We start from the raw sequence: 13,407 nt of genomic DNA on the forward strand, positions 1-13,407 counted from the left end.
ATCTCACACGTCAACCTCGGACCAACCGAAACCACCCAATCGCCCGTCAGTGAATCATCCGTGGCGGCGTTCACCGATTGGGCGCGCGCGTTTCAAATCATCCCGGCAACTGACCAATCCGAAAATCTGACGCACACCCGCTAGGCGCGTGGCGTTTGACAAATCGCGGCTTTAGAATACAATGCAATCCGAACGCCGAGCTGGCGGAACTGGCAGACGCGCACGTTTCAGGGGCGTGTGGGCGAAAGTCCATCAGGGTTCAAGTCCCTGGCTCGGCATGGCGGAATTCCCCAGAGTCACCGCTCTGGGGTTTGTTTTTGACAAAACGGGTCATCGCAAGTATAATCCTGCGCCGTTGACAGTTGGATTGGAATTGTGGAGGACGACGTGTACGCAGTACTCAAGACGGGTGGAAAACAATATCGCGTCGCAGTCGGCGACAAGATCGAAGTTGAAAAACTGCCGAACGCGGTCGGCGATCAAGTGACGTTGACGAGCGTGTTGATGCTCGAACACGATGGCAATGTCACGGTCGGCAAACCGATGGTTACCGGCGCTGAAGTCGTCGCGAAAGTGGTTGGCGAAGGCAAGGGCGTCAAAGTGACGCACTTTGATTATCGCAACAAACATCGCCGCCGCAAGACGCTTGGACATCGGCAGGAATTCACACGCCTGGAAATTTCGGAAATCAAAGGGTAGAAGTTGGATGTTAGAAATTGGAAATTAGAAAATGGAGGTTGGAAATTGGATGTGAGATGAGATTCCAACTTCCAATTTCCGACCTCCGATTTCCGACCTCCAAAACGGAGTGATAAGATGGCACACAAAAAAGGTGGCGGCTCATCGCGCAATGGCCGCGATAGTAATGCGCAACGCTTGGGCGTCAAGCGCTATGATGGTGAGTATGTAAACGCCGGCTCGATTATCGTGCGCCAACGCGGCACGCACATTCGCCCGGGATTGAACGTGGGTCTCGGCAAAGACGATACGCTCTACGCGTTGATCGCCGGCACCGTCAAGTTCGAACCATTTAGCAAAGAGAAAAAGCAAGTTAGTATTCTGCCCAAGGCAGAGTAGGGTAGGTTAAAGTGAAAGACGCAATTCATCCTACGTGGTATCCCGATGCGGTTGTGACCTGCGCGTGTGGCAACGCGTGGCGCACCGCCTCTACGAAAAAAGAAATTCATACCGACGTGTGCAACAAGTGCCACCCGTTCTTCACGGGCGAACAACGCATCGTGGACACGGCGGGTCAGGTCGAGCGTTTTAACAAGCGCATGACGGCGAAAGAACAAATCGCCGCAACGCAAGCGACCGTCGAAGACAAGCGTGTAAAGAAAGATCGTCGTCGCGGACGCAAAGTTGAAAGCGCACCTCAGCCGGAAGCGCCAGCCGATTTACCGCTTGCCGTAGCGGGTGATGCGCCGCAAGCCCAAGACAAACCGGCGGAATAAGACACGTAAAGCGAAGAGACAGAGCAAAACCTCTGTCTCTTTTTTTGGCGACGACTCTGCCGAGCCATGCGAAGGTTGGCAACCTTCGCATGACTGAGTAACTTTTGACGAGGAGAAGCGGATGATGGACGCGACGGTTGAACGCGAACGGGTTCTGCGCTCACGAGGACACATCGAATTGATTTGCGGCTCGATGTTTTCCGGCAAGACCGAAGAATTGATTCGCCGCATTCGCCGCGCCGAGATCGCCAAACAACGCGTGCAAGTGTTCTCGCACCGGCTCGACACGCGTTACGGCGCAAGCCAGGTCGCTTCGCACAGCGGCGCAAACTGGAACGCGATCCCGGTGCAGGACGCGAGCCAGATTCCCTCGCAAATCGCGCCGGACACGACCGTCGTCGCGATTGACGAGGCGCAATTCTTCGACTGGAAAATCGCCGAAGTCGTCAACCTACTTGCCGATCGCGGAATTCGCGTCATCCTCGCCGGACTCGACATGGATTTTCGCGGCGAGCCGTTCGGTCCGATGCCGCTGTTGATGGCGCACGCCGAGCACGTGGATAAACTCTCCGCGATCTGCGTCGTGTGCGGTGATCCGGCGTCGCGCACGCAACGTCTCATCAACGGTTCGCCCGCCAAGTACGACGACCCGGTGATTCTCGTCGGCGCGAGCGAAGTGTACGAAGCGCGCTGCCGGCATTGCCATCAAGTGCCGGGACGAGACAAGGCGCAGAGCGCGAAATAGCGACGAAGGACGGATGACGGATGACGGATGACGGACGACCGGCAACCCAGGTCGGCTCGACGCAAACGTTTCGCGCGGACATCGTTGCGCTCATCGCGTATCTCGTCCTCGCGATCGTACTCACGTTTCCTCTCGTGTTGCATTTCACCACGCACGTTCCCGGCGACGGCGGCGACGATCCCGCGCTCGCGTGGAACTTGTGGTGGGTTCCGTACGCGATCATCAACCTGGGTCAGAGTCCCATCTACACCCAGCACATGTTTTATCCAATCGGGATCAACCTCGCGTTTTACACGCTCACGTACCTCAACGCCTTTCTTTCGATTCCACTGCAGTACGCCACGAACCTCGTCATCGCGACGAACGCGAATGTGTGGTTCTCGTTTGTCGTCGGCGGGTTGGGAACATATCTGCTGGTCAAATACCTGTTAGCCCAGTCAACAGTCAACAGTCAACAGTCAACAGTTGCCGCGTTCATTGCCGGCGCGTTGTACGCGTTCTCGGCGAACAAGATGCTGTACGTATCGCTCGGTCAGTTCAACATCGCGTCGTCGCATTGGATTCCGTACTATGTGCTGTTCCTGTTGAAATTGACCGCTGACCGCCGACGGACGACCGCCGAGACACTTCGATTTGGATTTCTTCTGGGACTGTTTCTTCTTTTCCAAGCATTGAGCGAATTTATCTACGCGTCGTTCCTCATCATCTTTACCGCGCTTTATCTCGTCTATCGTCTCATCGCGACACGCGGCAAACTAATTACCAATTACCAATTACTAATTACTTTTCTCGTCGCCGTCCTCACCTTCACCATCCCCATGTCCCCGATTCTCGCCGCGATGATCCAGGATATGCTCACCGAAGGCGATTTCATTCAACAGGGTCTTGGCTTTGCCGATGTGTTTTCGAGTGATGTGCTGGGATTTTTCGTACCGAGCAAACTCAATCCGATTTTGGGCGGCATTGAGCCGCAGATGAACTTTGCGTACACGAACTTTGCGTACCTGGGTTTCGTCGCGCTCGCGCTCGCGATTCTCGCGCTATGGAAGATTCCGCACGTGCGTATCTGGGGCGTGTTCGGCGCAATTTTTATTTTGATTTCACTCGGTCCCGCACTCGTGGTAAATGGTGCGCGTTTCGATCTGCCGATGCCGTTCGACATCCTGCTCGAAATTCCCTTCGTTAAAGGCAATCGCTATCCGAGTCGTTGGAGCGTGATGGTGACGCTCGCGCTCGCGGTGTTGGTGGGGTACGGAATTGCGCTCGCAAGTCAAAAGTTAAAAGCTAAAAGTCAAAAGTGGACGTTACTGTTTACTGTTAGCTGTTTACTGTTTACTTTATTTGAGCATCTCGCCGTTCTGCCGCTCTCCGATTTCCGCATCCCAGATGTCTACAAAACCATCGCGCAGGACAAGGGTGATTTCACGCTGCTCGAAATTCCACTGGCATGGCGCAACGGTTTTCGCATGACCGGCACGCTCGACCAAGCGATGATGTTCGCGCAGTGGTACCAGACCGCGCATCGCCGCCCGATCCTCGGCGGCAACACCTCGCGCAATCCGGAACTGAAATTCCAGTACTTTACTGAAGCGCCGGTGATTAGTTCGTTGATCTGGGCGGAAAACGGGCGCGACGTTGGTTATTTATGGTATGACGATAGCAAAATCTCACACGGTCTCGTCAGTTTCCTCGGTATTCGGTACATTGTATGGCATTCGCCGCGAGAGGAACAGAACCGCGCCGCTCTCGAAAACGCGCGGCAATATATCGAAAATGCGTTTCAGACGACAAAGATTTACGATTCGACAGATGAAACGGGGCAAACAATTGCGTATCGCGTGAAGCAAATACCCTGGTCACGGGGTGCAGATATTCGCCCCGACGACGAGTGGGCGCGTTTGCATTTTGCAGAGGGCTGGGGAACTCTACGGGGCACATCTGTTTGGGCATTGCGCCACGATGCGCGGATATTCTTTCGATTTGAGCAAGTCAAAGAAAATTACGTATTCAAAGTACGCGCATTTGCCCCAATGGCAAATCAAAAGCTAGTCGTGTTCGTTAATGGACTTGCTACTGGGCAAGTTGCCCTTCAACCGGGTTGGGGAGAATACGCGGTTGCAGTTCCTCCGGGCGCATTGCGCGTGGGGATTAATGAAATCATTTTGCATTTTGACACGCTTGCGCCGGTATCAACTATCCATGAAGGTGATTTTGCGGTCGGGACAACTACCTCGCCGGTTTCAATCGTTGCGTATAGCGCGGGGAGCGAGGTTGGCGATTTCGCGCACATCTACGTCAATGGCGTAGAGGCGTCGCCGAATTTGCGCGGTTACAATATTATTGTCATCAACGAAAAAACCGGTGCGGTCGAGTCGCGTGCGGCATTTGATACATTCACGTTACGAACCGAATCCGTAAGAATGGCACGATTCATCGCCGCGATTCCGAATGGCAGAATCGTTGCGGTTGCTGTACGCGATGAAGCGTCGCGTCATCTCACACCGGAAGCAGTTGAAGCGTTGCACTCAATTGGGGCAAGGGAAGATTTGCGTGACAAGTTTCGCTGGTCACACGCGATTATTGGTGTGAAAGGCGCTTCGAACGCGATGGAGTTGCTTGGCGCGACCATGCCCGCACAACTCGTCGTCGGCATCGGCGCGACCGAGCCGAATGTCGCGGCGGCAATCGAGTGGATTAAAATCGAAGATGCAAAATAAAAATCCCACTCTCTACTTGAACCCAAAATCCAGGTTTCTTGAAGAAACCTGGATTTTTTTTGGCTGACGGTCTTGCTTACAGGGGGGCGGGATTTTCTGCTTGTGCTTGTGCCAGAATCTCGTCAATCAATTCGAGGAGCGTCGTGTCGCGCAAGCCGGCGGATTTCTGCCGGAAAATCTTGATGCCGAGCGTATCGAGATGTTGCTGAATTTCGCCGCGACTCTCGACGGTGAACACGCCGACGCGGCACGGCTTGATCCATTCGGGCGGCGCATCGGGATGAATCGAAGCATCCTTGCTCAACATCCAGTACAACAATTTCAATCCGAGTTGCGCGTGCACTTTATCGAACCCCGTTTGCTGATAATGCTTGCGCCATTCGGGATCAATGCCGGGCGGCAAGCGAATGTCTACGATCACGCTGTCGTACTCTTTGACGCGCAACTGGTACAACGCCGAGGTCACATCCTCCGCGAGACTGAAATCGTACTTGCCGCTGAAAAAAAGCGGACCGACCAGGTTACGCAATTCAAAACGCGCGCTGTCTTCAATCCAAAGCACACTCGGTCGTTTGTTCATCGTCGTACCTCTGCCGATTCGGGCAAACAGAATGTCACCGTTGTGATGAATGGTTGATTGTAATAATCGCGATCATCCGGACGCACCCACCCAGGATTCGCGGGACGGCTCGCGACGTGCAGACTGCCGCGATTCGCTTCGGCGGTGCGTTTCGCATCGGTCAAGCCGATGCCGGTGCCCAACCGTCCGCGGTCCTTGGACCACTTGCCGCGATAGCCGAGTTGGAAAATCAAACCGTTATCAATTTCTTCTTGCGCGATGGGCACGCCCCAATTTTCAAACTCGATGCATGCGATTCCGTCGCGCGCGAACGCGCGTACCGTGACCCAGGGTGATTTGTAGCGATCGCGCCGCCACGAGTACTTGATCGCGTTGTGCAACAGATTCGCGAGCGCGCGCGTCACATCGCGCTCGATGCCTTCCACGCCCACATCGAAATCGCGTTCCTTGCGATGAATATCCACGCGCGAGGTGCGCGCAAATTCCGCCATCTGCGTGATGGTCTGCTCGACGAGCAGTTTGACCGACAAGCGTTTCTTTGGCTCGTGCGTGCGAATGTCGGCGGTGACAAAATCGCGCAACGAGCGGAGCGTCGCGTCCATCTGCACGATTGCCATGCGCGACATTAACACGTCGGCGAGACACGCGGTATTTTCGAGTTGCGCCGCGGCGCGGAGCACTTCTTTCACGAGTTCGCGCGGCAACGCGCCCGTCGTCATCGCGTGACACGTCACGGTGACTTGATGCGCGGCGGTGCGCAGCGCGGGCACGCGCATTTCGAACCCAGGAACCATTTCGCGCACCTGGCGCAGTGGCGCGATCTTGGTCGCGAGCGCGTCCCATTTCGCTTCGGGCAGCGCTTGGGCGCGACGCGATGCGTCGGAACCCTGGATCAGTTTGTCGAGCGTGCCGGCGAGTTGCTCGGCTTCCTTGATCAATTGTTCGTCCAAATCTTCGAGCGGAGTGCCGATCACTTCTTTGAGCGCACGCTGGCTCAATGCTTCCGCGACGCTGTCGAGCGTTTGTTGCGCCATCAACAATGTGCTGGTGTTCGCGTGCAGAATTCGACCGATGTCGAATGTGAGTTCTTCGACTTTGTTCTGGAGTTGCCCCTCGCGCTTTTGCGCTTCGTACTCGATGGTAATGTCTACGAGGCAACCGATATAGCCGACAATCGCGCGCGTCGCGGGATCGCGCAGGGGCTTGCAATAATCTTCGACGTAGAGATCGCGCGCGGCAACGCGTAGATGGATGATTTCTTTTTGCAGAAACGAGCCGCGTGCTTCGGCTTCGGCGGCTTTGCGGAGCAATTCGCCGCGCGTGTTGGCATCGGCGTAGAATTGTGCGAGACTCGCGTGCACGTCGCCGTCGAGCGGCAAGGCAAGCATGTCGCGCACGAGGCGGTTGCACGCGATAAACTGTCCATCCGTCGCGACGACGTACACGCCGATGGGCATATCGAGATAATGCAATTCGCGCGCGAGTTGCGCGGCGATTTCTTTCGCGTCCATAGAATTTTCTCCGGCGGAGATTATATCACAAACCCAAGTAGGGGCAAGGCATTCGCCAAATCTGCCACGGCTCAAGTCAGGTATTCTGTGGTGCGGACGGCTCGTCCGCACAAGCGGACAGGCTGCCCGCTCCACAGATTGGGCGTTTCCTCGCCGACCCACGCCACACGCGGCTTTGTCTAACACAAAAATGTTGTACGATTGCCTTGTCCTACGCGTCGCGTGAGTCGGGTACGATTTCGACCGGCAGTCCCGCACCCCAGCCATACTTGTCGCGTTCGAGTTGTTGCGCGCGTTGGTACGTCGCGCGATCACGTTCCGCGTCGAGTATGCGCGCGGTCGCGTCGAACGTGCGTGTACCGATGCGGACGCGGACGCGCGGGTTGTGGCGAATATTCTTGACCCACTGTGTGCGTTCGCGATGCTCGGCGAGAATGAAGAATTTATCGTCGAACGTCACGAACCATATTTCGATTTCGCGCGGCAAGCCGGTTTTGCGTCCGGTCGTCGTGAGGTAGAGGTATTGTTCGCGGGAAAAATCGGATTGTTCGATCATGGCGGTAACATTAACCGTGTGGGGTGATACTGTCAAGCCCCGACGTGTTGTTCATCCCCCCTTGACGCCAAACGTACAGTGGGTACAATGTGCGCGTGCGATTCATCCTCTACGCGCTAGGGTCGGCACTCTCCGCATCGCAAGACACGCGCCATCCATTCGTCTCAGAAAACCATCGCAACCTTCCACCCGTAATTCAAACAGACACACTTGACCAACACTAAAGTCAGATTTACTTTTGGAAATCATCGGTCAAGACCATTCAAGTCCTCGAGACCTGGAAGGTCTATGCTCAAGTCATTTTCTCAAGGTCTGGAGCACGTAAATTGGTATCGGTTATCCAAATTGTCCGTGCGGCAAAAGCAGAACCTGGGTTGCGCTTCACGGAGCAGCATAGGCGCGTGAGTTTGTAAAAACTCGCAAGAAGTGAGGCACGTATGATCTTCCTCTGGCAATGGATGTTGCCGGTGTTAATAGCGATCCCGCTCCTCGTCGGCTATTACGTGTGGATTCAACGCCGACGCTCCAAGTACGCGATTCGGTATTCGAGTCTCTCGCTCGTCAAAGACGCGCTAGATCAACAGAGCATGTGGCGGCGGCACATACCGCCTTTCTTTTTCCTGCTTGGCATCAGCGCGATGTTGTTCGCGCTCGCGCGTCCGTTTTCGGTCGTCACGCTGCCCAAACAAGAAGCGACCGTCATTCTCGCGATTGACGTGTCGGGCAGTATGCGCGCCGACGATCTGAAACCCAGCCGCATCGAAGCCGCCAAAGCTGCCGCCCGCGCGTTCATCAACAAGCAAGACCCCACGACACGCATCGGTATCGTCGCGTTTTCCGGCACCGCGTCGCTCGTGCAACCGCCGACGATTGATCGCGATGCCGTCCTCGCCGCGGTGGATCGTTTGTATTTGCAACGCGCGACCGCTATCGGGTACGGCATCCTCGTCTCGCTCGACGCGATTTTTGAAAATCCGGATATGCCGACTACCGCGTCGCAAGCCATCGTGACGCCCGCCGCGCCCATCGCGCCAAATGCGCCCCTGCCAACCCCCACGCCCGTTTCGCCGGGGCATCACGTGCCAGCCATCGTCATCCTGCTGACCGACGGGCAGAGCAACACAGGGGTTCCGCCGCTCCAAGCCGCCGAAAAAGCGGCGCAGCGCGGCGTCCGCGTCTACACCATCGGTGCGGGCACCGTGCAAGGCGCAACGATTCAAGGTCCGGGCAGCGGCGGTCCGGGCGGCTTTGGCGGCGGAGGCGGCGGTTTTCGCGCGACGCTCGACGAGAAAACGTTGCGCGCCGTTTCCGAAATGACCGACGGCGAGTATTTTCACGCATCCAACGAAGACGCGCTCGTGGAAATTTACCAGAACCTCGACACGCAATTGATTCTCCGGACCGAACGCACTGAAATCACTTCGCTGTTCACCGCCGGCGCAATTGCTCTGCTGCTCCTGGGCGGCACATTGTCGCTCTTCTGGTTCAACCGCTTGCCGTAAATTACCGCAGACCCTTGCGAAGGTTTTAGAACCTTCGCAAGGGTTTCTGAATCACCATGCCGATCAACCTCGAACGTCAACGTCAAGCCAAAGAGTACGCGCGCATCCGTCATCGTTTGCTCGCGCTCGATGTGATCCTGGGCGCGCTCGCCATCCTCGCGGTCATCGCGCTAGGGCTGAACGTGTGGCTCAAGCAGATGATTCTCGCGATTACGACCGACGCGTGGCTCGCGACGATGTTGTACTTTATCGTCGCGTTCGTCGGGTACGAAACCTTGTTCGCGCCGTTCGCGTACTATAGCGGATTCGTTCTGCCACACCGCTACGGACTCTCGACGCAAACCCTGCGCGCGTGGTTGACCGATGTCGCAAAAGCCGGCGCATTAGGTTGCGTACTCGGCGGCATCGTCATCGAAGTGATCTACGCGGTTTTACGCAACGCACCGGACACCTGGTGGCTCTGGGCGACCGGGTTTATGATTCTGTTGAACGTGATCCTCGCGAACCTCGCGCCTGTGCTCATCGCACCGATCTTTTTCAAGTTCGCGCCGCTGCAAGACGCAGAACTAGTTCGGCGATTAACCGCGCTCGCCGAGCGCGCGCAGGCGCGCGTGCAAGGCGTTTACACGATGATGCTCTCGGAGAAGACGACGGCGGCAAACGCCGCGTTGATGGGGCTGGGCAACACGCGGCGCATCGTGCTCGGCGACACGTTGTACCAGAATTACTCGCACGATGAAATCGAAACGATTCTCGCGCACGAGTTGGGTCATCACGTCCATCGCGATATCGGTTGGTCGCTCGTCTTCGAATCGTTGACGACGCTCGTCGGCTTTGTCCTCGCCGATGCGTTTTTGCGCGCGGGCGTCGCGTGGTTGAGATACACGAGCGTCGCCGATCTCGCGGCAATGCCGGTGTTCGCGCTCGCGCTCGGCGCATTCGGTTTGGTGACGACGCCGATGAGCAACACGTTCTCGCGTTGGCGTGAAAGCATGGCGGACGATTACGCGTTGCAAACGACGCGCAACGCGCCGGCATTCATCGGCGCGATGGAAAAGTTGGCGAATCAAAATCTATCGGAGGTCGAACCAGAGGCGTGGGTCGAGTGGTTGCTCTACTCGCACCCACCGATTGGCAAGCGGATCAAACGCGGGGAATTGTTCGCGCAAACGTGACACGCAACCCGACATTATGGATTACGTATCACAGCCCGCCCGCGCCAGCGTTGATTCAGCAGGACGACGCCGACGAGAATCCCAATCAGAAACGCGCTCACCATCCAGCCCCACACGGGCTGGTTTTCTTTTTCTACGACGACATCGTGACGCGCGGCGAGCATCAATCCGTTTTGCAGTTGCGCGCGAAAATCGGTTGGCACGGCAACCGGGTGGAGCGCGCGCGACAAGTGCGATTCAACTTGGTCGAGCGAATGTTCATCTTTAGGATACATCCACCACCTCTTACACATTTTCGATTTTCGATTTTTCCGAACGGGGCAGTGGCGTCAATCGAAAATCAGAAATCCTCCGGCGGCATTTGGTCGCGCAGCTCGAGCAGCGTGCGATGATACAGCGACTTGATCGCGCCTTCACTGCGTCCCATTACTTGCGCGATTTCCGCGTTGGACAAACCCTCGACGTACTTGAGAATCAGAACCTGTTGCCGTTCCTCCGGCAAACGGCGAATTACGTCGAGCAACGCGCGTGCTTGGTCATTGCGCTCGGCGAGATGTTCGGGTCCGGCATGTTTCTCCGCGACCATCACCGCGTCGTCGAGGCGAATATCGCGGCGGCGGCTCGTATCGCGATACCAGTTCGCGACCAGGTTGTGCGCGATGCGATAGAGCCACGCGATAAACGGAATGCCGCGTTGGCGATAATCGCGAATGCGCGCGAGCGCGCGAAAGAACACGCGCGCCGTCAAATCCTCCGCCTCGCGCGCATCGCCCACACGATACACGATGTAACTAAAAATTCGATCTACGTTCTGTTCGTACAACACCCCGAACGCGTCCGGGTCGCGCTTGGCGCGTTCGATCAACTGCTCTTCCGATTCGGACACGATCACTCCAGACAACGCGCGGTGTCCTGTGATAAGAACACCGCGCGGCATTTCTCGTTACGCGGTCGGGGCGACACGCAGTCGCCCCGACCGCTTCACTCGGCGTAAAACGCCAAGCCGACCGCGTTCGGTCCGACGTGTACACCAATCGCGGGTCCAATTTCCGAGAGATAAAGCTCACGGCAATTGACCCGCGCTCGAATGTCTTGCTCCAAAGTCGCGGCGTCGTCCGCGGCTTGGGCGTGCAAAATCGCGGCGTGCGCCGGTTTGCCGGCGACGCGTTCTTCCATGATCTCAATCGCGCGTTTAAGCGCCTTGGCACGTGAGCGCGGTTGTTCGAGCGGTTCGACCTGTCCGTTCACCACTTCCAACATCGGCTTGACGTTCAACAGCGAACCGAGCATCGCCCGCGCGCCGCCGATCCGTCCACCGCGCTTCAAGTACTCGAGCGTGTCCAACACAAAGATCAGATTGAGTTTTGGAATCAACGCATTCAGCGTCGCCACAATGTCTTGCGGTGACTTGCCCGCTTGCGCGGCTTGCGCCGCCGCGATCACGAGCAGACCCAACCCCATCGAAACATTCAACGTGTCTACGATGTTGATGGGTAACGCTTTTTTGAACTGCCCTTCGAGATGTTCCTTTGCTGCGCAGGCAGAGGCGTACGTCCCGCTCAACTTGGCAGACAAGTGAACGGAAACGATTTCCTTGCCCGCGTCGAGGAGGGGTTTGTAGACTTCGATAAACTCGCCGGCGGAGGGCTGCGATGTTTTAGGATGATCCTTGGCGTCCGGCAACATCGCGTAGAATTGCTGGTTCGGCAAATCCACTTCATCGCGATAATCCGTTTCACCAAAGAACACGTGCAGCGGCACGACTGTGATGTCGAACTGCTCACGCGCCGTCTGCGACAGATGCGCCGACGAGTCGGTGACAATTTTTACTGTCACAATGAGACACTCCTTTCGTCAACATGTTGTTCACGCGATTGACGCTGCGTCGCGTACAAGACACTGCCCAACGCGAGCGCGGTGAGCACGGCGAGGATCATCGCCATCGCGCCCACGAGCAAACTCGCGGGCAAGACCGCTGTTGAGGCATTCAACACGAACGTGCCCGCCGTCATCACCAACGCTGCGGCATTCCAAACCGCGTGAATCACTACACTCACCAGATACGCGAGAACGAGTTGCCCCCACCTCCTTTCCACGCGCGCGGCATACCAGCCGCGTCCCATCCACGCGCCGTTCGCAATGTGCATCATCGCCGTGCCGGCGCGCAACAAAATCACCACGCCCCAGTCGGAAACCGTGTTGCCCGCGTTGAATAGATTTTCGACCCAGGCAAAGCCCGCGCCCGCGCAGATGCCCCACAACAACGCGTCCCACACGCGCGTACGTTGCGCGTTCATCGGCGCGAGGACGAGCGTTTTTAGCGCCTCTTCGACGACTGGGATGAGCAAGGCGAAATAAAACAAGACGCCCGCGATGACGAGCGGGTTGGCAAGCCATTGCGTCAGCACGGACGTATCGTCGAGACGACTCAGGCGTTGCGCCGCGCGTTGCAATTCGTCTAACTGGGTCGCGCCGTTCGGTTGAATCGCCAACATGACGATCACCACGAGCACGAACATGACGCCGAGAATCAGCTCGATCAAAATCGCGATCGTCGTCGAACCGCACGCGCCCCAGACGAACGCGAGGAACGCCGCGCGCGAACTCGACGATGCGCCAACGCGCCGCGCGACGTATGCGATCACGGCAAACGATGGCGCGCTCGCCGCGATGAAATGCAGAAACGGAAAACCCAATACGACCGGCAAAAGCGCGGTATCGCGCAATGCCAACACACCGATGCCTGCCGGCACCGCGATGAAAAACGCGGCGACGAACACGCCGAAAGGCGGCAGCGCGCGCGCGGCAGACCCAGGTTCGCGTCCGCGCAGGGCAATGACGCTTTGCCACAACAACCCCGCGCCGAGCAATCCACCGATGCCCGCGAGCGCGCCGAACAGCACATTCGTTTGCACGCTGGGTCGCGCGGTGAGCGGCGCAATCACATACACCGTCGCCGAACACACCCCACATAGACCGAGGAACAATGCGAATGCGAGCAAGGCGATCCCACTGGCTAGATGACGGGACGGTTTAGGTGATTCGATAGGCGCACTAGTCGCTTCCACAGTTAAAACACCAAAGTGGCAATTTCGTTCTGCGCGAGGAATGTAGGATTCACCCACCCACCGGCGATGATCAACGGACAAATCCGTGATACCTTCTCG

The 13,407-nt window shown here is 57.0% G+C and carries 14 protein-coding genes and 1 tRNA gene; 8 read left to right on the forward strand and 7 right to left on the reverse strand.

The features are described 5' to 3' along the window. The first annotated feature begins 194 nt into the window (after positions 1-194). The 6 genes from HY868_06140 (at position 195) to HY868_06165 (ending at position 4,916) form a co-directional block, all read left to right on the forward strand. A tRNA-Leu gene (locus tag HY868_06140) sits at positions 195-278 on the forward strand. Positions 279-375: 97 nt separating this feature from the next. After that, positions 376-699: a 50S ribosomal protein L21 gene (gene rplU, locus HY868_06145; protein ID MBI5301696.1), complete on the forward strand. Its 324-nt coding sequence runs from the start codon at positions 376-378 to the stop codon at positions 697-699. A 117-nt stretch (positions 700-816) separates the two neighbouring features. After that, complete coding sequence (rpmA, locus tag HY868_06150) at positions 817-1,077, forward strand: 50S ribosomal protein L27 (GenBank protein MBI5301697.1); 261 nt, start codon at positions 817-819, stop codon at positions 1,075-1,077. 11 nt (positions 1,078-1,088) lie between these two features. Then, complete coding sequence (gene rpmE / locus HY868_06155) at positions 1,089-1,454, forward strand: 50S ribosomal protein L31 (GenBank protein ID MBI5301698.1); 366 nt, start codon at positions 1,089-1,091, stop codon at positions 1,452-1,454. A gap of 124 nt (positions 1,455-1,578) precedes the next feature. Continuing rightward, positions 1,579-2,199: a thymidine kinase gene (locus HY868_06160; protein MBI5301699.1), complete on the forward strand. Its 621-nt coding sequence runs from the start codon at positions 1,579-1,581 to the stop codon at positions 2,197-2,199. A 20-nt stretch (positions 2,200-2,219) separates the two neighbouring features. Further along, positions 2,220-4,916 carry a hypothetical protein gene (locus HY868_06165; protein MBI5301700.1) on the forward strand — a complete coding sequence of 899 codons (2,697 nt, stop codon included), beginning with the start codon at positions 2,220-2,222 and terminating at the stop codon, positions 4,914-4,916. Between the two features lie 76 nt (positions 4,917-4,992). Here HY868_06165 and HY868_06170 read toward each other — a convergent pair whose 3' ends face one another. From HY868_06170 to HY868_06180, 3 genes are all read right to left on the reverse strand, one after another. Further along, entirely contained in the window at positions 4,993-5,496 is a 504-nt protein-coding gene (locus HY868_06170) for a hypothetical protein (protein ID MBI5301701.1), read from the reverse strand. Then, positions 5,493-7,007 (reverse strand): PAS domain-containing protein, encoded by a 1,515-nt coding sequence (locus HY868_06175; GenBank protein ID MBI5301702.1) that lies wholly within the window; start codon positions 7,005-7,007, stop codon positions 5,493-5,495. The genes HY868_06170 and HY868_06175 overlap by 4 nt, the downstream gene beginning before the upstream one ends. Positions 7,008-7,218: 211 nt before the next feature. After that, on the reverse strand, positions 7,219-7,563 hold the full coding sequence (locus HY868_06180) for a nitroreductase family deazaflavin-dependent oxidoreductase (protein MBI5301703.1): 345 nt from the start codon (positions 7,561-7,563) through the stop codon (positions 7,219-7,221). A 437-nt stretch (positions 7,564-8,000) separates the two neighbouring features. Between HY868_06180 and HY868_06185 the strand changes: the two genes are divergently transcribed. Further along, a complete protein-coding gene (locus HY868_06185) occupies positions 8,001-9,065 on the forward strand; it encodes a VWA domain-containing protein (protein ID MBI5301704.1) in 1,065 nt (354 codons plus the stop codon). Between the two features lie 56 nt (positions 9,066-9,121). Then, positions 9,122-10,240, forward strand: a complete 1,119-nt coding sequence (locus HY868_06190) for a M48 family metallopeptidase (GenBank protein ID MBI5301705.1) — start codon at positions 9,122-9,124, stop codon at positions 10,238-10,240. Between the two features lie 14 nt (positions 10,241-10,254). Here the strand turns inward: HY868_06190 and HY868_06195 are convergent, their stop codons facing one another. The 4 genes from HY868_06195 to HY868_06210 form a co-directional block, all read right to left on the reverse strand. After that, a complete protein-coding gene (locus tag HY868_06195; GenBank protein ID MBI5301706.1) occupies positions 10,255-10,515 on the reverse strand; it encodes a hypothetical protein in 261 nt (86 codons plus the stop codon). 65 nt (positions 10,516-10,580) lie between these two features. Then, positions 10,581-11,126: a sigma-70 family RNA polymerase sigma factor gene (locus HY868_06200; GenBank protein ID MBI5301707.1), complete on the reverse strand. Its 546-nt coding sequence runs from the start codon at positions 11,124-11,126 to the stop codon at positions 10,581-10,583. A gap of 95 nt (positions 11,127-11,221) precedes the next feature. Further along, positions 11,222-12,076 (reverse strand): DegV family protein, encoded by an 855-nt coding sequence (locus HY868_06205; GenBank protein MBI5301708.1) that lies wholly within the window; start codon positions 12,074-12,076, stop codon positions 11,222-11,224. After that, the gene (locus HY868_06210) at positions 12,073-13,308 is read right to left on the reverse strand and encodes a PrsW family intramembrane metalloprotease (GenBank protein MBI5301709.1); all 1,236 of its coding nucleotides are present in this window, start codon (positions 13,306-13,308) and stop codon (positions 12,073-12,075) included. The genes HY868_06205 and HY868_06210 overlap by 4 nt, the downstream gene beginning before the upstream one ends. Positions 13,309-13,407 lie beyond the last annotated feature (99 nt).

Source organism: Chloroflexota bacterium, from assembly GCA_016219275.1.
GTDB lineage: Bacteria > Chloroflexota > Anaerolineae > UBA4142 > UBA4142 > JACRBM01.

Excerpts from the sequence above, each read along its gene's own strand:
- HY868_06160 (MBI5301699.1), top strand. The coding sequence starts at position 1,579 with ATGGACGCGACGGTTGAACGCGAACGGGTTCTGCGCTCACGAGGACAC.
- HY868_06195 (MBI5301706.1), bottom strand. The coding sequence starts at position 10,515 with ATGTATCCTAAAGATGAACATTCGCTCGACCAAGTTGAATCGCACTTG.
- HY868_06165 (MBI5301700.1), top strand. The coding sequence starts at position 2,220 with ATGACGGATGACGGACGACCGGCAACCCAGGTCGGCTCGACGCAAACG.
- HY868_06170 (MBI5301701.1), bottom strand. The coding sequence starts at position 5,496 with ATGAACAAACGACCGAGTGTGCTTTGGATTGAAGACAGCGCGCGTTTT.
- HY868_06185 (MBI5301704.1), top strand. The coding sequence starts at position 8,001 with ATGATCTTCCTCTGGCAATGGATGTTGCCGGTGTTAATAGCGATCCCG.
- HY868_06190 (MBI5301705.1), top strand. The coding sequence starts at position 9,122 with ATGCCGATCAACCTCGAACGTCAACGTCAAGCCAAAGAGTACGCGCGC.
- rpmA (MBI5301697.1), top strand. The coding sequence starts at position 817 with ATGGCACACAAAAAAGGTGGCGGCTCATCGCGCAATGGCCGCGATAGT.
- HY868_06175 (MBI5301702.1), bottom strand. The coding sequence starts at position 7,007 with ATGGACGCGAAAGAAATCGCCGCGCAACTCGCGCGCGAATTGCATTAT.
- HY868_06180 (MBI5301703.1), bottom strand. The coding sequence starts at position 7,563 with ATGATCGAACAATCCGATTTTTCCCGCGAACAATACCTCTACCTCACG.